The 17,685-nt window shown below is 56.9% G+C and carries 16 protein-coding genes; 11 read left to right on the plus strand and 5 right to left on the minus strand.

Annotated elements, in window-relative coordinates; translation table 11 throughout:
- Positions 1-6: 6 nt before the first annotated feature.
- Together GX444_04740 and GX444_04745 are read right to left on the minus strand one after the other, a co-directional pair.
- Complete coding sequence (locus GX444_04740) at positions 7-2,226, minus strand: hypothetical protein (protein ID NLH47895.1); 2,220 nt, start codon at positions 2,224-2,226, stop codon at positions 7-9.
- Positions 2,227-2,432: 206 nt separating this feature from the next.
- Positions 2,433-2,891, minus strand: coding sequence for an EF-hand domain-containing protein (locus GX444_04745; GenBank protein ID NLH47896.1), 459 nt, complete (start codon positions 2,889-2,891; stop codon positions 2,433-2,435).
- A 177-nt stretch (positions 2,892-3,068) separates the two neighbouring features.
- Between GX444_04745 and GX444_04750 the strand changes: the two genes are divergently transcribed.
- On the plus strand, positions 3,069-3,992 hold the full coding sequence (locus GX444_04750) for an SDR family oxidoreductase (protein ID NLH47897.1): 924 nt from the start codon (positions 3,069-3,071) through the stop codon (positions 3,990-3,992).
- On the opposite strand, the gene GX444_04755 is transcribed toward GX444_04750, so the two are convergent.
- Positions 3,989-6,121, minus strand: a complete 2,133-nt coding sequence (locus GX444_04755) for a DUF3604 domain-containing protein (protein NLH47898.1) — start codon at positions 6,119-6,121, stop codon at positions 3,989-3,991. The two genes, GX444_04750 and GX444_04755, sit on opposite strands and share 4 nt — an antisense overlap.
- Before the next feature lie 417 nt (positions 6,122-6,538).
- Between GX444_04755 and GX444_04760 the strand changes: the two genes are divergently transcribed.
- Both GX444_04760 and GX444_04765 read left to right on the plus strand, forming a co-directional pair.
- A complete protein-coding gene (locus GX444_04760) occupies positions 6,539-7,471 on the plus strand; it encodes a hypothetical protein (GenBank protein NLH47899.1) in 933 nt (310 codons plus the stop codon).
- Between the two features lie 8 nt (positions 7,472-7,479).
- The gene (locus GX444_04765) at positions 7,480-8,832 is read left to right on the plus strand and encodes a peptide MFS transporter (protein ID NLH47900.1); all 1,353 of its coding nucleotides are present in this window, start codon (positions 7,480-7,482) and stop codon (positions 8,830-8,832) included.
- 13 nt (positions 8,833-8,845) lie between these two features.
- On the opposite strand, the gene GX444_04770 is transcribed toward GX444_04765, so the two are convergent.
- Both GX444_04770 and GX444_04775 read right to left on the minus strand, forming a co-directional pair.
- On the minus strand, positions 8,846-9,358 hold the full coding sequence (locus tag GX444_04770) for a DUF3795 domain-containing protein (protein NLH47901.1): 513 nt from the start codon (positions 9,356-9,358) through the stop codon (positions 8,846-8,848).
- 110 nt (positions 9,359-9,468) lie between these two features.
- On the minus strand, positions 9,469-9,861 hold the full coding sequence (locus GX444_04775; GenBank protein ID NLH47902.1) for a toxin-antitoxin system YwqK family antitoxin: 393 nt from the start codon (positions 9,859-9,861) through the stop codon (positions 9,469-9,471).
- A gap of 318 nt (positions 9,862-10,179) precedes the next feature.
- Here GX444_04775 and GX444_04780 point away from each other — a divergent pair, with 318 nt between their 5' ends.
- The 8 genes from GX444_04780 to GX444_04815 all read left to right on the plus strand — a co-directional run.
- A complete protein-coding gene (locus tag GX444_04780) occupies positions 10,180-10,878 on the plus strand; it encodes a hypothetical protein (protein ID NLH47903.1) in 699 nt (232 codons plus the stop codon).
- A 15-nt stretch (positions 10,879-10,893) separates the two neighbouring features.
- On the plus strand, positions 10,894-11,481 hold the full coding sequence (gene lpoB, locus GX444_04785) for a penicillin-binding protein activator LpoB (protein NLH47904.1): 588 nt from the start codon (positions 10,894-10,896) through the stop codon (positions 11,479-11,481).
- A gap of 8 nt (positions 11,482-11,489) precedes the next feature.
- Positions 11,490-12,725, plus strand: a complete 1,236-nt coding sequence (locus tag GX444_04790; protein NLH47905.1) for a tetratricopeptide repeat protein — start codon at positions 11,490-11,492, stop codon at positions 12,723-12,725.
- A 17-nt stretch (positions 12,726-12,742) separates the two neighbouring features.
- Entirely contained in the window at positions 12,743-13,156 is a 414-nt protein-coding gene (locus tag GX444_04795) for a DUF1425 domain-containing protein (protein ID NLH47906.1), read from the plus strand.
- A gap of 26 nt (positions 13,157-13,182) precedes the next feature.
- Positions 13,183-13,941 carry a hypothetical protein gene (locus GX444_04800; GenBank protein ID NLH47907.1) on the plus strand — a complete coding sequence of 253 codons (759 nt, stop codon included), beginning with the start codon at positions 13,183-13,185 and terminating at the stop codon, positions 13,939-13,941.
- A 137-nt stretch (positions 13,942-14,078) separates the two neighbouring features.
- A complete protein-coding gene (locus tag GX444_04805) occupies positions 14,079-15,065 on the plus strand; it encodes a hypothetical protein (GenBank protein NLH47908.1) in 987 nt (328 codons plus the stop codon).
- A 33-nt stretch (positions 15,066-15,098) separates the two neighbouring features.
- A complete protein-coding gene (locus GX444_04810) occupies positions 15,099-16,508 on the plus strand; it encodes a hypothetical protein (GenBank protein ID NLH47909.1) in 1,410 nt (469 codons plus the stop codon).
- A gap of 178 nt (positions 16,509-16,686) precedes the next feature.
- Positions 16,687-17,685 (plus strand): hypothetical protein (locus GX444_04815; GenBank protein NLH47910.1); only part of this gene is annotated, 999 nt, incomplete at its 3' end.

Raw genomic sequence — 17,685 nt, forward strand, 5'->3', positions numbered from 1 at the left:
CGGTGGTCAATCCCCGGCGGCAATCGGCGTAATCGCCACTCTTTCCAGGATCAATTCCGGCTGCGGCCGGCCGAACGAAATATCGACGAATTGCGCCGAACTCGGATCGGCGTCGATTTCCAATTGAATAGTGGCGTCGCCCTGCCCTGATAAATCGAATTTCTGTTCATTTTTTCCCATGGCGAGCCGGACCGGCAATTGAAATGCTTCGGAGTCGGATTCCGGATTGAGCAGTCGGATGGCGACGCGTATCTTTTCGGCGCCGGCGGCCGACTTGACGCGAACGGCTGCGCCGTCGACGATTTTCCGACCCTCAGCCGCGATTGCCCAATCGCGACTGAAGCCGTCGATATAGGGATAATCGTTTTTCCCCAATTTCACGACAAACGTTTGCCCCGGTTCAACGTCGGCCGGCCATTGCGTCTCCAGAACCCACAATTCCATTCGCAGGTATCTTTCGTGCAACACAACTTTGTGTTGATGAAGCAGGCGCGGCATGATTTCGTAATACGGCAAGATGTTGTATTCCCAATAATCGTTATTCGTTTCGGCATCGTTGACGACGATCAGTCGCTGAAAACGACGATTGGAAGCCATTTCCAGATAGGGCAACATCCGGTTGTAGACCATTAAATAGACTTTTGCTGACTCTTTAGGCGGGGTGTGGTTCCTTGCGTCGTTCTTGGAGGAAAGATCGTACCAACGAAAACCATCATCCTCGGTTCGAAGCAGCAACTCATTCAAATCTCGCGGTTCATCCATCAGGTAGTAGTGAAGAACGTCGCCATAACAATCCTGGGGCAAAACGAGCACAGCGTCGCCGTCCCGCGCGATTTCACGAATTTTCGCCGCGGCGAGATCCATTCGGGGGAATTGTGGGTGTCGCACCTGCCGGACCAGCGAGACAACCTGGATCGAGAGAAAAACGACGAATACCGCCAAAGCCGCTGTTTGTAGTTTTTTACTTCGTTCCCGCAAAAATTCGGCGATTCCGGCCGCGACGCAAAGCGATAAAAACGGGTACAGATGCAGATAGTACCGCTCCATCCACAACAACATGTTCGAGAATTGATTGTATTGGGTCCAAGCATTCGTCACGATCAAAGTGAGAAAAGGCGTTATTCCGAATAACAACAAATCCCAACGTTTTCGCTTGATGAGCGGAACAATCAGTAAAATGAATACCGCGAAAAAGGAAACGCCGGCCAGATAGGCGAATCGCGGCAGGCCGAGCATGAGCCGCAACAGATTGCCGAAGAACTCCAGGGCGGAGAGCACCGGCGCATCGGTCAGCGGCATCACCGCCGTGCTCACGGTTAATTCGTCAAATAACGGGTGCATGTACGCTTGATAGAACAGATTCCCCAAAAACCACGGGGTATAAATCAAACCTCCGATCGCGCTGAAATGAAGCGTGTTCATTACCGCGTTGAGGCGTTGCGCCCGCTCTTGCGTCAGGGCATAGGCGAAAAAACCAATGACAAAAAACGCATAGATCAAATGCATGTAAAGGCCTAAGGCCAGGGAAATGGTAAACCAGAGCCGATACCGCTGGTGACCTTGGATCATGCCGAGGAAAGTCAGCGAAGCGACCAACGTCAAAGCCGCCATAATTGCGTATGGCATGACCACTCGGCCGTGACTGACCAGGTATGGGCAAAGCGCGGCGGCCAGTCCCATCGCCAAACCGGCCCGCCGGCCGATCAGCGTTCGACCCATTTGATAGGTTAAGGCCGTGGTCACCGCGATTCCGAACGCGGAAACGGCACGGTAAAAAACAAGACCGGTGCCGAAAACCGAAAGATAATGCATCAACAAACGATAGAGGGGATTATGACTGTTATAGATCGCCACCGAATTGAATAGAACGCTGAGCAGACTGCGGCCTGGGACGAATTCGCATAAATAAGTCGCTTCCATGCTGTAGAGAGCCTCGGCTTTTATTCCCGCCAAGCAAATCACCAAAGAGATGAGAAAGAACAGCCAGGAGTATCGATCGGGTGCCAGGGGGCCGCTTTTCTCTTGAGGAACCAAAGTATTGCCGTTTTTTTTCAACCACTTTCCGGACTGGCGGATAATGACAATCAACGCGACAATGGTCGCAATCCAAATAACTAAAATAATCGGAATTAAATCGGTTCGCTGGAACGGATTCCAATTAACATCGGCATAGGGAGAGCGGTAGTGCAGCGGCGGCGGTTGCACAATTTTCAAGGATTCCAACATTCTCTAATGCGCCTCATGCAGCGCTGCCTTTCGTTTGAGTGAGAGTGAAAGGATTCCGCGATCCGGAAACGCCCCGATTTTGTCGGAATTCGCTTTAATTTCAATGGATTCAATTGAATCACATCCGGTTCGTTTGCGTCAAGGCGCGTACCGGCGAGTAATGCCGGTTTCCAGTGATCGGGCGCGACGAAAATCGCGTTACCGATTTACGCTTCAACGTCGATGCTGCCGAGAACGTCGGAAACGGTGGTCGTCATGTTCTGGGTATATTGAGAGAGGATTTTGTTGGCCGTTGTCGTACTGCTTGATTTGGTGCTGGAATCATCGGTACTGATTTTCGCCGATTGAACCAGCGAGACTTCCAATTCCTGCATGGTCTGCTGCGTCGAAAGAATACTTTCCAGTTGCTGGGTGCGCAAATCCGCATAGGTCGTATACTCATCTTCGCTGACGGAGCCGTCGCCGTCGGTATCCATTTTGTCGTACACGTCAGCCGAATTGGCGGTTGTCGCCGTTTTGTCCAAATAGGTACTGAGTTCGGTAGTGTCGATCTTGCCGTCGCCACTCGAATCCGCCGCGGAGAAAGAGGTCGTCGGGCTGGAAACCAATGACGAGACTTTGTAGTAAGACGAGAGTGCGCTGCTGAAATTGATCGTGATCGACATCGGCGTCCTCCTTCCCGGATCATCAGGCGGATATTCGCCGCCTTTCTTTTTTAAATATCGGTCGCTCCTTCAGGGTACTATGTGGCGGAATTGTCGCGGTTTGTATCGACGGCGCTCTTCTTGCCGTGATGCGCAATTTCTTTTCGTGATTATGTTTGTCGCACAAGGAGAAACACCGTGTCTTTTTATTCGTTATTCGCCTCGAAAGGGCCGAGTGGCTTCGGTTACACCTCCACCGCCAAAGAAGTGACCGCGGGACTGTCGCTCGAAGGAAAAACGATTCTGGTCACCGGCTGCAATTCCGGCTTGGGCCAGGAAGCCGTGCGGGTCTTGACCGGTCGCGGCGCCCGGGTCGTCGCCACGGCCCGATCGGCGGAAAAAGCCGAAGCGGCCTGCCGGTCGTTTAGCGGAAAAACAATCCCTCTGGCCTGCGAGTTGGCGGAGCCGGCGAGCGTTCGCGCCTGCGTCGAAGCGGTGAAACAAAAGGGAATCACGCTCGATGCGATTATCGGCAACGCCGGAATCATGGCGTTGCCGAAACTACGGCAGGCTTACGGCTATGAGTTGCAATTTTTCACCAATCACATCGGCCATTTCATTCTGATCACGGGCCTGCTCGAGCAACTCGCCGCGGATGGGCGGGTCGTGATGCTCAGCAGTTCGGCGCATCGCATGGCGCCCGGCGGAGGCATCGAGTTCGACAACCTCTCGGGCGAAAAAAGATATTGGTCCTGGCGCGCCTACGGGCAATCCAAATTCGCCAATCTGCTCTTCGCGAAGGAACTGGCGCGGCGCTTCGCCGGCACGAAAAAAACCGCCAATGCCGTTCATCCCGGATCCATCAACACCAATCTGACCCGCCACATGGGAACGGTCTCGACATTTTTCGCCGACCACTTCGGTCCCCTGTTTCTGAAAAGCGTTTCGCAGGGCGCCGCCACCGAGGTTTTCGCGGCTGTGCATCCGGCCGCTGCGGGAATCAACGGCGCGTACTTCGACGATTGCAACGTGGCGAAATGCCGCCGTGATGCCGATGACCCCGTGCTGGCGAAAAAACTGTGGGATGTATCCGAACGGATCGTCGCCGAGTTGAAAATCTAATCGATCCAGACCGGCGAACTCCAAGCGGTCGTATCATTAATTTGCACGGCGCGAAGATAATACAGGCACGGGCCGGGGAAATTGTCGTCCGCCCAGCGGATGTTCCAGAAAAGGTTTTCGGGCTGTTCCGCGTAGACGGTCCGCCAACCATTGATCTTATCGTAACGGATGATCTCCACTTTACTCAGCGGCTGCGTGCCGATCACCCGTGCCGTGACCACCGGTTTGCCGACCAGACGCAAAATGGAACCCATCAGCCGGTCGTTTACCCGAAACTCAAGGTACATCCGCTCGCCGGAAGTAGCATAGGTATGCCGATGGTAAACCGCGCTCCAAAGTGTTTCCCGGTCCATCGTTTCCGCTGCGATGCCGGTCAATCCACCGGGATTGCCGTTTCGAAAAACGGGATCAGGGATGTTGGCTCCGGAGCAATGACCGGAATGGCTGTCGGATCCGGCAATGAAGCCAAGCCGAAAGCCCAGCGGGCCGATAGCGCGTTGCACCGCTCCCGAGGCTTGGGGATCCCGCTCTCTATCCCAACAGGAACGGGCGCAGGTTTCGTTTTCCGAACAGCCGTGCTCGGAGTAGATTTCAATGACCCGCTGGAGATCGGGATTGTAAAAAGAAAAATCGTTGCCCAGTCGATCGCCCCGCAGCGTGTGGTGCATTACCGCCATGGCTCTTGGTGGACCGGATTGCAATCGCGTGAACAATTGCCCCGGATCGGTCACCGCCGGCACCACGGGATTTCGTTGCCGATAGGTAAACAGTGGCCCCTCCGCACCCTGGTAATAAATATTGTAATGTCCGAACCGCGGCACGTTATTGCCGTTGAAAGTGACCTCGAAACCAACGAGTGTCGTCAAACCCCGTTGATTCGCCTGATTGTCCAGATCCTGAAGTTCCAGCCAACTATCATCGATCGACCGCTGCAGATATTGGGTAAAAGCGCGGTTATAGGCCAGGCATTCGGCGTGATCGTTCGGATTGCCGAAATCCAGGAGCGCAACCTCTTTTGCATAAACCAGCGATTCGACCGGGTCGATCGACACGTAGGAATCGCTGAGCTTGGTGTGAAAGTGCAAATCGCCGAAATAAACCGGCGTTGCGCCGGGTGCGTAAGGCACCTGACTGATCAAATTGGGCCCGTCGAGGCGGCTACGCAGGACATAATCTTCGCCGTCCAACTTCGGCAACGGCATTTTCCCCAACCCGGCGATTAGGCCGACCTGGCCGACTGTCTGAACAGATCCATCCGGCGCAATGGCGCTCACGTGAAGGTTGCCGTTATAGGTGTGAACCGGGTTTCCATATTGGTCGACCACCGAAAAACGCAACTGATGCGCGCGCCAATCGACGGCGCTGAGTAAATGTCGGGGTTGGTCCGGTAAAACGTGGTAGATTGGCGAATGGTCGATTTCTCGATATCCGTCCAGAAAATCGAGCCGAACCTGAACCGTTGCCTCGAACCAACCGGCGATTTCCTGAGCGAAGGCCTGCTCCCGCTTGGCGCCGTAAATGATAACGACCCGATCGCCTCTCCGCAGCCGGCCGTGCTGCACGCGAATATCGACATGCGCCAGGCGTGTGCCGATCGGCAACCGCTTGCGATGCGTTCGATAAGTCAGTTGAATCCGCGGGTTCGAGGTGGCAATGGTGACATAACCGCACTCATTGTTCGGATCGGCATTGAGTTGGCAATCGCGTACGCTGACCGCCGGATTGAAAGCCACGTGCAATCCGCCTCCCCACTTGATCGGCTGACCGACCGTATATTCCACCGTAAAGACTTGCCGCGACCGAGCAACGAATTCGCTCGGCGTAAAGGTGGCGCTGCCGAGATCGAAAAACGTTTGTGGATCGTTATGCGGCACGGACAGATCGGTGACTACCGCCGGGGAAGATTCCTCGGCGCGACTGTCGACCGGCGAACCATCGGCCAGAAACCAGCGATCCTCCTCGTCGCGATCGAGCGATTCCGCAAAGAAATTCGGGAAATTTTCGGCTTCTTCCGGATCGAGAAAAGCGATTTCGCTATCGGATTCCTCACCCGAGGTCAGGCATCCGCCGATTGCCAGCGTCAATACCACAATTATCGTCAGGCGCTGCCATTGCCCACACGGCCGCATGGAGACACTCCAAAATGACGTTTTGAATTTGAAAATCATATATTCAATAATCGTGCCAAGCGCCCGGGCGTTCACGTACTATTTAAATGCCCAATAATCATTGATTTTATTTTTATTAATTTTGCGATTTTGTAAATCACTTAGCTGAATTTCAAGCGGAGCAATGAAAATTCACCACGAAATTTTAAGGAATACGAAAAGATTTTTCTGTAAATGAGTTGTTTGGATCTGTCTTGACTTGCCTTTTTGCAATTTAAAGAGATCTTGGTCGGCATCTTTGGAAATTTTAAAGATAACGAATTTGCCTCCCCGGCCGGCTCGATAAATCTTTCCCCTGCTTGATTGTCAGCGATCAAGCTTCGTGTATGATGGACCGAAATTTTCACCGGCATTCAGCCGCTCATTCCCGAGGAAATCGTGGAACGAGATTATCTGCAATGGTCGATCGAAGAATTCTTCCGGGCCGCCGCAACCTGGCGCCGCCCGCTGTTCATGATCCCGCATCAGGATGACGAACTGGGCACATCCGGTTTGATCCAGCGGATCGGCGCAAAATCCCGCGTCATCTGGGTCACCAACGGCGACGGCCTTTATTTCGAAATGAAGGTGACGCCCGAGGAATACGGCAACCTGCGGATGAAGGAATCCGTCAACGCGGTGGGTTCGCTCGGCATCGCGGCGGAAAACACGCGCTGCCTGGCCTATTCGGAGGTCGAAATTTACCGCCGGATGTCGCTGCTGCAAAAGGATCCGGCCTGCCTGAAGGATCACATCAACTTCTGGGCGGCGATCCGCGAAGGCGTGCGGCAGGCGGTCTTCGCGGCCGAGCCCGATGCCGTGTTCACCCTGGCCTGGCAAGGCGGCCACCCGGAGCACGACCTTACCCATTATTTCACCCGGTTGGCGGTGGACGACTACGAGCGCGAGATCGGCCGGCCGATTCCGTTTTTTCACATGCCGGCATACGAATACACCGTGCTGCTGGCCTTCCGCTTCAATCCGTTTTACCGTGGCCCGCGCCTGCGCTTCACACTGACCCGCGCGGAGCTGGAGGGCAAACGCGGTTTGGCCAAACGTTACCCGACGCAAGCCGCGATGATGGAGCGGTTCATCAAGTTCCTCGACCGGCTTTGCCTGCTCGGCCGCCCGTTCGGCGCGCCGAAAAACGGCGAGGAATACCTGGGGGTCGAACATTTCGGGCCGGTGCCGCCCGATCTGGATTACGCGAAAGGCACGCATTTCTTCAATCGCGCCCATTACATTTTCGAGGATTACGAAGGCATTCCGATCACCTTCAAGCGTTGTATCCGGCCGGTGGTCGAGGCTTTTCCCCGTAAACCATTCGCCTGAGGAGCCCTATGGAAGCAACGAAAAAACACCCGCGTGGCCTATACGTCCTGTTCTTCACCGAGGCCGGCGAGCGCAATTCCTACTACGGCAACCGCGCGCTGTTGGTCTTGTACATGCTGTTCCTCTTCCAGGCGTCGCCCGAACAGCTTTGGGGGTTTTCGGCGATCAAGGGCTTTCTGGAATTCATCTTCGGCCCGTTGGGCAACCAGGCATTGTCGTCGCAAATTTACGGGTTGTATTCCGGCTTCTGCTACCTGACGCCGGTTTTCGGCGGCATGATCGCTGATCGCTGGCTGGGGCAGCGCAAGTCGGTGCTCGTCGGCGGCGTGATGATGGCGATCGGGCATCTGGTCATTGCGATGCAGACCACGTTCTTCCTGGGCATTCTGCTGCTCATTCTCGGCAATGGCATGTTCAAACCGAACATCTCGACCCAGGTCGGTGCGTTGTATCCGAACCCGGACGATCCTCGGCGCGACAAGGCCTTCGGCATCTTCTACATGGGCATCAACCTGGGCGCCATGCTGGCCCCGGTCGTCTGCGGCACCCTGGGACAGAAAATCGCCTGGCATTGGGGCTTCATCGCGGCTTCGGCCGTCATGGTGCTGAGCCTGATCATCTACCTCTGGGGCCAAAAAGACCTGGCGCCGGACAACGTCATGAAAACCAAGGCCGCCGGCGGCGGTCCCGTCGAGCCGCTGACCCGCAACGACTGGTCGCGCATCATCGCGCTGTGCGTCCTGTGCGCGCTCAATATCCCCTTCTGGGCGATCTATGAGCAGCAAGGCAATACGATGCAAATCTGGGCCGATCAGCAAACGGTTTGGCCGAGCATCTTCGGCTGGACGATTCCCTCGACCTGGTTCCAGTTGTTCAACCCGCTGATGATCATCGCCGGCATCCCACTGGTAAACATCCTTTGGGATCGCCAGAACCGCCGCGGCAAAGAGCCCTCCACCGTCGCCAAGATGGCGATCGGCTGCTTCCTGCTCGGCTCGTCCTACATCATCATGGCCGTGGGCGCGAACCTGCTGGGCGACGCCAAAGGCAGTATTTTCTGGCTGTTTTCCACGACCCTCTTCCTGACGCTCGGCGAAATTTACCTGTCGCCGACCGGCCTGTCGCTGGTGACGAAAATCGCCCCGGCCCGGCTCATTTCCTTCATGATGGGCATGTGGTTCCTCAGTTCGTTCTTCGGGAACTACCTGTGCGGGTTCATCGGTTCGTACTACGAGCGGATGCCGCGGACGAACTTCTTCATCATGCTGACGGCGATCGGCCTGCTCTCGGGCTTCGGCATCATGGCCTTCTCCAAGCCACTGAAGAAAGCGATGGCGTCGGAGAATCCGCCGGCGGCGTAAGCCTGGCCTTTGGTTAAAATTGAAATCGTTTCAAGGCGCGCACGTCGCGGCCGCAGCCGTGGCATTCGCGTTGATACCAGGAAAAGGATGCGCCACAGTCCGGGCACGTCCACAATTTCTTTTGTTCTTCCAACCAGACGGCCAGGCCTTTTTCGCGAATCACCGGCAAATTGCGCGGAATTTCCGTCAGGTGCGGCAGTTTGCGGTTCATACCAGCGATCCAACGGACCAGATCGACCAGCTTGTACCGAAAACACGGGTAGCGGCGGCAATCGAGACAAGTCTCGATGTTCGCCATTTTTCGGGCGCATTTTCGGATCGGGCAAAAGCTGCAACCTCTGAAAACAACGTCGGTTTTACAGCCATAACAAATGACCGGCGCCGCGGCCATCCGGTCTTTCAAAGGGAAATTAATGCCGTCCCAGGTCGCCGTGACGCCTTTCGCCAACGCCCGTTGATGAGCTTGTAACATGTCACAGGAGCCGCAATAGAGGCCGCAATATGAGGCGTACTGGAACTCGGTCATTTTCCGCTCACTTGACGAAAGATCCATTCGCTTACGAAAAGATCGGCGGATTGTCGGTTAAGGCCGGGCTTTTTTCAAGACGAGCGCTTGGTGCGGCACGGTGGGATCGGTCAAGGATAGATCTCACGAACCGGTTCGCCCTTGTGGAATTCGACCTCGGCTTTTTTTCGTCCGCTTTCGAACCAGATGGTTTGCGGGCCTTCTAATTGGCCGTTCTTCAATTCGCCTTCTTTTTTCTTCTGGCCGTTTTCGTACCACGAGGTCCAAAGTCCGACCTGCTTGCCGTTTTTAAACTCGCCCTCGCTTTTCTTCTGGCCGTTCTCGTACCACGAGGTCCAGTGCCCCTCCTGTTTGCCGTTCGTGAATTCGCCTTCTTTCGACTTCCGGCCGTTGGCGTACCAACCGATCCAATGGCCGTTCTGTTTCCCATTTTTGTATTCGCCTTCGCTTTGCTTTTGGCCGTTCTCGTGGAAGGATGTCTCGATCTTGCTCCGGTTCGACATGATGAGCCTGCCTCTTCAAATTTCTGTAATAATATAAGCCCTATTTTGTCGTTGCGCTGAAATTAATTGAATTTTTTCCCGAACGTCGCGAGGGGCGTTTCTTCCGCGATTTTCCGGAAAGTAGTCTCTTTCCACCCATTTTTCCTTTTCGATAGCCGGTGGTGTCTAATCAATGGGGGCGTGAAGGAGGGTGACTGAAGATGAAAACGATTCCACGCCTGATTCCTGGCCAAATCCCCGACGATGCGTTACTCTTTTTACAGACAGCCGATGGCGCGGCCATCGCGCTTTGCCAATAACCGAGAGCGAGATGAAACCATGCGGTACGCAATCCTGACCTCTATCCTCTGCGCGGCCTTGTTGTTGCCGGCGGTGGTTTTCGCCCAGCAACCGAACGTCGCCATCTGCATCATGGAAAAATCGGGCGGCCGGTTGCAACCGCTGAGCATGGCCAAAACCCTGATCGCCGGCTCGCTGTCCGCGCGCGGTTGGACGGTGACCGACATCAACGAATTCCCGGTTTCCGCCTCCGGCGAGGATCTCAATCAATACCTGTTCGAAAAAAACGGACGGAAAAGCGAATTCAAAAGCAACGAGGTGGCCGCGAGCATCAGCGCGGACGGCGACGTGAAACTGCGCACGAAAAACGTCTGGAACCTTAACGACGGCGACTTGCGCAACCTGCGGTGGCGGATCGACCAGAGCCTCTTGCTGGCGGCCGCCAAGTCCGCCGGCGCCGGGTACCTGCTCTACGGCGAAATCACCACGACGGAAATTCCGCGCCGCGATATTCCCGAGGGCTTTGCCACCGAGGGCTACCACTCGGTCGTCGCGATGGCCGATCTGCGCCTGATCGACGCCGCCACCGGAACGGTCGTCTCGACCTTTGTCGATCAAGCCACCGCGATGCAACTGGCGAAGGAAGTCGCGTCCATGAACGCGATCCAGGGCGTTGCGAACAAGGCCGGCGAACACTTCGCCGCCGTTCCGGCGGCCGCGCCAACCGAAAAAAAGTAAACCCGGGAGGGAACGATGTTGAAACATACGTTTGTGGGCTGTTCCTTATTGCTGCTCCTCCTCGCCGCCGGCTGCGCCGGGAACTCGGTTTACGTGGCGCCCGATTCGGTCACGCAGTTCGACGACAGTTACAGCGACACCGATCTGCGCCTGATGGCCGAGCAGATGACGCGCTCGCTGATTCAGACGCCGAAGATCAGCAACGCCGCCAAGCCGCCGGTCGTGGCCATTCTGGAAATCGAGAACAAAACCTCGCAGCACATCAATACCGAGGACATCACTGACAAGCTGATGATGGCGATGCTGAAAACCGGCCGCATGCGCTTCGTCGACCGCGAACTGCTCAAGGCGACGGCCAAGGAAATTTCCCTGAGCCAGACCGGATTGATCGATCCGGCCCAACAAAAACGCCTGGGCAAGATGGTCGCCGCCGACATCCTGCTGACCGGCGAAATCACCTCCATCAACAAGGCCAACGCCCGCTCCAGCCTGACCTACTATCGCTTGTCGCTGCATCTGACCGATCTGGAAACCAACGAAATCATCTGGGCCGACGAAACCGAAATCAAGAAGATGTCCCAGAAAGGTTTTGCCGACTGGTAGGCGACGCCATGAAGCGGTTCGGTCTCATCCTCGTTTTGTTGCCGGTGCTCGCCGCCCTCGCCGGCTGCGCGACGACGCAACCCGTCTATCACGAGGCAATGGGCGCTTTCGGGGCGGGCCGTTACCGCATCGCGGCGAACAAGCTGGAAACGCTCAAGTCGGACACCAACGACCTGAACTACCCGATCTACCTGCTCGACGCCGCTTACACCAGTGCGTTGATCGGCGACGATCAGACCGCCGAGGCCTATTACCTGGCCGGTCTCAAAGCGATGGAACAGGAGCCGAGCGGCGAGATCACCGCGGTGAACGCGATCAGCCCCGGCGAGGCGCGCTTCTATCGCGGCGATCAGTACGAACGCGTCTTCGCGCACCTCTTCCTCGGCCGAGTATATTTTCGCCGCGGGCAATACAACGACGCCCGCATCGAGTTTCAGAAGGCCGACGAATTGGACATCTCCGCCGACAACCAGACCGAGCACGACGTGACCCTGGCGCATTACCTGCTGGGCGAGTCCTATTTGCGGCTCGACGACGCCAACGACGCGGCGGTGGCGTTTCGCAACGTCGCGCGCCTGCGGCCGGAATTCCCTTACAGCTACTACGAATTGGCGCGGCTGGCGCGGGGGCGCGGTGATTTCGACGAGGCGGAACGCTATTACCGCGACTATCTCCAGCGCGACAAGAATCCCGCCCCGCTTCCCCTGAAAGACGACGATGTCCAGACCGGCGTGCTGGCGGTGGTAGTCGATCTCGGCGATGGTCCCTATCGGGCGGGCGGCGCCACGAATCAAAAGGAACCGGCCGATTATCCGGAAAAAGGCGCGCGGATCACCGTCAACGGCCGCGATTACCTGACCTACAAGCTCGACGCGGTGTTGCCGCACGCGCGGCACGAAGCCGGCAAAACCGTGCACGCCGCCAAAGAAGCCGGCCTGACCGCGGCGCGGCGCGTGCTGGAATATTACGCCTACAAGAAAACCGGCGTGCTGATCCTGACCGACGAGCGGGACAATCGGCGGCTCAACACCATGCCGGGCGAATTTCAAATGGTGGAAATTCCGCTGCCGCCCGGCGTCTATCAGGTGCAAATGAACTTGCTGGACGCCGGACGCTCGCCGCTCCGAACGCAGAATATCGGCGGCGTGAGAATTCAGCGGGGTGAAAAAAACTATCTTTTCCTGCGTGGCTGGACCGGCTGGCATCCGCCCGGCGGCATGGCCGAACCGGATCGGCAATACTAGGCATTACAGGAGGACCGATGAAACGCTTATTCGTTCTGGCTTTGGCGATCGGTTTGGCGCTGCCGGCCTTTGCCTGCGCCCCTTACACACCCCCGGCCAACTCCGCCAGCGCACAACCGCTCGAGGATCAGATCCCGGTGATGTATAAAAATCTCGACCTGAAGCTATACGTCCACGTGCGCGATTTCCGTACCGAACGCGTCAACGGGTTGTTGGTCGGCAAGCTGATGCTCGAAAACAAAAAAGGTTCCGACCTGCCGGTGGACGTCAAGGCGAAATGGCTCGACAAGGACGGTTACGAGATCAAGGATTCCTGGGGCGCCCGCCCGGTCGTGCTCAAGGCCGGGGAAATCAATTCGATCGAATTCATCGCGCCCGATCCGGCCGCCGAGTCGGTCCGCTTCATTATCGCCAATTCCGAAATGCAATGACGCCGCGGCGCCGGTTGGAGGAACCCATGAAAAAAGCATTGCTGATCGCGACTTCCGCGCTGTTGTTGAGCCTGCTCTTCGTTTCGGCGGCGCCGGCCGGGAACATGCTCAATCCGGTGCTGATCCCCGACCAACTGAGCGTCGGCCTGGGGCCGGAATACGACTTCACCTATCGTCCGCTGCGCCTGGAGGACGACGGCAAAATTCAATTCATGGCGAACCGGATTCTGCTCGACGTGACGTTCAATCCGACCTCGTTTTTCGGCTTACGCCTCAAGGGCGGTGCCGGCGACATGGTGTTTTCCGATCCGAAGCTGGATAAAATCTCCGGCCTCGATTACGCCGATCTGGCGAAAGACAACCTGGACGATTATCACACGCCGTTCAATTTCGTGGGCGGCGGCGGGCTGGATTTCGCCTTTTTGAAGGATCCGAACAAAATCGTCGGCCTCGGCATGTCGGTGTTCGGGTTGTACCAGATGGGCAGCCAGGACGACATTAAGGTCTCGCTGCTCGAATACGGCGCCGCGCTCACCTTCGCGGTGATCCGCCTGGGCACCGTCGTTCCCTATGCGGGCTTCGATTACACCGGCGTTTCCGGCAGCATGAAATCGACCCAGGGCGGGCAGAACGATTTCACGATGGATATCACCAACGATCTGGATTCGCCGGTCGGCGTCTTCGCCGGTCTGAACGTCGTGCTGGGCGACAACCTGCGCTTCGGCCTGGAGGGACGTTTCCTGAACGAACTCTCAGGCGGCGTGAATCTGATGTATCAGTTCTAGTTCCTTTGGCAGCCGATTCCTTGCGTAACTCAATTGCGCTTGCCACACTGAGCTGATAATCTTTCCGCTCTAAATAATGATTTTTTCGTTTCCCGACGCAAAAAACACCTTCGGTTATCTATTTTGGGGAGGGAAAAATGTTTAAATCTGCCGCTAAGGTCAATGAAGAGTTGCAGCATCAACGAGATGAATTGCGATTGGAATTAATCGAGGATCGAGAGTTGTTCCGGGATGCGGTGAGAGTCGCCGAGGTATACGGATTAATCCCGACCGATGAAGAAAAAAAACACATTGAATACGTGGAAGAAGAATTTAAAAAGGTCGAAGAGAGAATCGACCCCTCCGAAGAACTGGATTACTTATATATTACCGACCGGATTCACAACCTGGCCAATCTGCGGGTCTATGTGCTGCCGCTTGATGAAATGGTGTTGGAAGCCCATTCCAAAATAGCTGAATTACGGCACTGGCGAGTACCGGAAGCCGATATTGCCGAATTGGAGCATTTACTAGCACAGGATATGCGACCGACGACCACCAAACCCAATGACCAAAATGAAGCCAAGAAGGTAAACCGCCCCCCGATGCACGCCCGCGCGGCAATGCTGAAAATTCTTGAGGAATATGATTTTTGGGATGTTTACATCGATTGGTATCAAAAAAATTCCTTAAAAAGCATTCTATGTTTGGCCGGACTGGTCATGGTGGCATCGATCGCTGCGGCCTATTTGCTGAACGACAGCCAAAGCCTTTGGGGAATGCTCTTGGCTGGCGTCGCAGGTTCGGCGATCAGCATTATGAATCGCCTGCCTCCGGTTGCCAGATACGGCGATTCGTTTTCCTTTTTGCTAAAATCCGTAACCCGGTTGGTTACCGGAACCATGGCCACGATTCTTGGCATTGCTCTTTTAACGACGGGATTATTGAATATTCCGTTCACCGGCAACGGGGGAATTCAATTTATCAGCAAGCTATTTGCGCAGAAAATCAGCCCACTCGAGCCCGGTGAAATGGCCCTGCTTTTCGGCCTCGGCCTGGCTTTGGGATACTCCGAACGCGCGTTTGCCACTTTCAGCAATAATTTGGTCAGCAAGGCAGCCAATTTAAAAACTGCCGGGAAATAATGAGCGATTGACAGAAAGGATCCATTTTCTTCCATGGAAAAACACCTTGACGAACTGCAGCCGTTCTTCGAACCTCGGGGCGTGGCCGTCATCGGCGCCAGCGCGCAACCGGGAAAAGGCGGCCACATCATCGTCCAAAACCTCCTGCGCTGCGGTTTTCGTGGGCCCATCTACCCCGTCAATCCGCGCGGCGTCAAAATTCTCGACCTGCCGTCGTACCCGACAATCGACGAATGTCCGGACCCGCTCGATCTCGCCGTTTTGATCGTCCCGCGCGAAGCCGTGCCGCCGTCGCTGGAGCAAGCTGCGCGCCGCGGCGTCAAATACGCGATCATCGCCAGCGGCGGCTTCACCGATGCCGGCGATGCTTTCGGCCTGGAGTTGGACGCCCGGGTCCGGCGGATCGCCGCCGAAAACGGCATTCGCTACATGGGGCCCAATTCCATCGGCACAATCGACGCGGGCAGCGGCTTCATCACCAGCATCACGGCGAACGACCCGCTGCCTCCCGGCAACGTCAGCATCCTCGGCCAGACGGGCCTGCTGGCTTCCGGCCTCACCCGGATGATCGCCGATCGCCAGCCATTCGGCGTGCGGCGCATCGCCTGCCTCGGCAATAAAAACGACCTGAATGAAATCGACTTTCTGCACGCCTTCGCCGACGACGACCGGACCGGCGCCGTCGGTTGCTACCTCGAAGGCGTGAAAAACGGGCGCGATTTCCTCGCCGCGGCACGGGCGACGGCGCAAAAGAAACCGCTGATCGTCCTCAAGGGCGGCATCAGCGAAAGCGGGAGCGTCGCGGCGGCCAGCCACACCGGTTCGCTGGCGGGATCGGCCGCCGTTTTTCACGGCGCGTTGCGGCAGGTCGGCGCGATCGAAGCCGAGAGCCTGGAAGACCTGTTCGATCTGCTCTCCGGTTTCGGCAACCTGCCCCAGCCGAAAGGCCCCGGTTTGGGCCTGGTCAGCATCACCGGCGCGGGTTGCGTGCTCGGCGCCGATTACGCGGAACGTTTCGGCCTGCGACTGCCGACGCTGCAACCCGCCACGATCGAAAGCATCGGCCGAGTTTGCCCGGACTGGTCGTCGATCCGCAATCCGGTCGATATGTGGCCGGCCATCGAGCGCAACGGCGTCGCCGAGGCTTACCGCCTGATCGGCCTGGCGATGGCGCGCGATCCGGGAATCGACCTGCTGATCCTGACCACCACCTTGTTCGACGGCTCGTTCTTCGACATCACGCCGGTCATTGCGGCGATCCGCGAAATCGCGCCGGAAAAGCCAGTCGCTACCGTCCTGATCGGCGGCGCCGCCGAGGAAAACCGCGCCTGGACCGTCAATGCCCGCCGGGCGGGTGCGGCGACATTCGCCGATTTGTCGCGGGCGATCCGCGTCTTGGGAACAATGGCCCAAATACCGCACCCGTCAGGGGAGTCGGCCTAACCATTAACGCCTGCTGACCGCTTGATTTCCGGCCGCGCCGGGACCACAATTTTGTTGTCTCGCCAGCGATCGGTTTCAACTTGCGCGAATTACTCGGCTCTTTGAGGATCCTGACTCGCAGGATCGAAACACGCATCCGGGAAAATTCAAAAAAGGCAAAAAGCCAAGGGGAAGGACCATGAAAACTTACCTTTTCCTCGTCTTCGGCTGTCTTTTTTTCATCGCCTCGACCGTCGCCGTCGCGGGCACCATCCCCGGCTTCGAGGCCGGCGGACATTATTATTCGCAAGCCGGCAACCCCAACCCGAACCCGATCGCACCGGGCTCTCCCAATTACTGGTGTACCGTCGCCTGTCTGCACATGCTGTTCGATTACTGGGACGACATCGGCAACGCGCCAGGCCTTTATCCCGGCGGCTTGCTGGGCGGCAACCTGCTGCCGCAGGAGGAAATCGGCTGGGTGGTCAACGTCAACGATGTGCAGGGACGATTCGGCGCCGCCGGCAACCTTTACAACGGCGCCGGCGCGCACAACGGCACCTTGTTCGGCGACGATCGCCGCGGCGCGCATTTCTCGACGATCTCCGTCGCGCCGCAACCGCCCTTACCGCCGGTCATCCTCGGCTATAGCTGGCAAATTCTGCAAACGCCCGACCATTACGGCTATACCGCCATCAACGGCGATTGGACCGCCCTGGCCGGCACGTTGGCGCAATTGAAGGCATTTATCGACGCCGATCTTCCCGTGATCGTGCACATCAATCCGTCGTTTCGCCCGAACGGGATCTCCGGGTCCGTTCCTTTGCCGCCGGAAACCGCCATGGGGCACTCGATTCTGCTCATCGGCTACCACGTCACGGCCAAAGCCGTCGAACTGGAATTTCACGATCCCTGGTTCGGCCCGAATGTCCGGTACGAGGAAAACAACTTCTTCAACAACGTCTGGCCCTGGGCCGGAGCGCGGCTGATGCTCTTCGCGGCGCCCTGGGATCGAGCCATCGAACTCACCCCGCCCGGCTCGGTCGTCGAAGGTGAAGATTTCAATTTCACCGTCGAAGTCACCTATCAGGACGGCTTGCCGCCGATTGCCGGTTCCGGTGTCGCGGTAACCGTCGCCACCGATCAAGCCTTTCTGGATTGGTCGCCCGATGCCGGCATTTCGCTCCAGACAGGACAA

The organism is Myxococcales bacterium (assembly GCA_012517325.1).
Classification (GTDB): domain Bacteria; phylum Lernaellota; class Lernaellaia; order Lernaellales; family Lernaellaceae; genus JAAYVF01.

Bases quoted from the DNA above. Each gene is read 5' to 3' on its own strand.
- GX444_04740 (NLH47895.1), bottom strand. From the start codon at position 2,226: ATGTTGGAATCCTTGAAAATTGTGCAACCGCCGCCGCTGCACTACCGC.
- GX444_04745 (NLH47896.1), bottom strand. From the start codon at position 2,891: ATGTCGATCACGATCAATTTCAGCAGCGCACTCTCGTCTTACTACAAA.
- GX444_04755 (NLH47898.1), bottom strand. From the start codon at position 6,121: ATGCGGCCGTGTGGGCAATGGCAGCGCCTGACGATAATTGTGGTATTG.
- GX444_04765 (NLH47900.1), top strand. From the start codon at position 7,480: ATGGAAGCAACGAAAAAACACCCGCGTGGCCTATACGTCCTGTTCTTC.
- GX444_04770 (NLH47901.1), bottom strand. From the start codon at position 9,358: ATGACCGAGTTCCAGTACGCCTCATATTGCGGCCTCTATTGCGGCTCC.
- GX444_04775 (NLH47902.1), bottom strand. From the start codon at position 9,861: ATGTCGAACCGGAGCAAGATCGAGACATCCTTCCACGAGAACGGCCAA.
- GX444_04780 (NLH47903.1), top strand. From the start codon at position 10,180: ATGCGGTACGCAATCCTGACCTCTATCCTCTGCGCGGCCTTGTTGTTG.
- lpoB (NLH47904.1), top strand. From the start codon at position 10,894: ATGTTGAAACATACGTTTGTGGGCTGTTCCTTATTGCTGCTCCTCCTC.
- GX444_04790 (NLH47905.1), top strand. From the start codon at position 11,490: ATGAAGCGGTTCGGTCTCATCCTCGTTTTGTTGCCGGTGCTCGCCGCC.
- GX444_04795 (NLH47906.1), top strand. From the start codon at position 12,743: ATGAAACGCTTATTCGTTCTGGCTTTGGCGATCGGTTTGGCGCTGCCG.
- GX444_04800 (NLH47907.1), top strand. From the start codon at position 13,183: ATGAAAAAAGCATTGCTGATCGCGACTTCCGCGCTGTTGTTGAGCCTG.
- GX444_04805 (NLH47908.1), top strand. From the start codon at position 14,079: ATGTTTAAATCTGCCGCTAAGGTCAATGAAGAGTTGCAGCATCAACGA.
- GX444_04810 (NLH47909.1), top strand. From the start codon at position 15,099: ATGGAAAAACACCTTGACGAACTGCAGCCGTTCTTCGAACCTCGGGGC.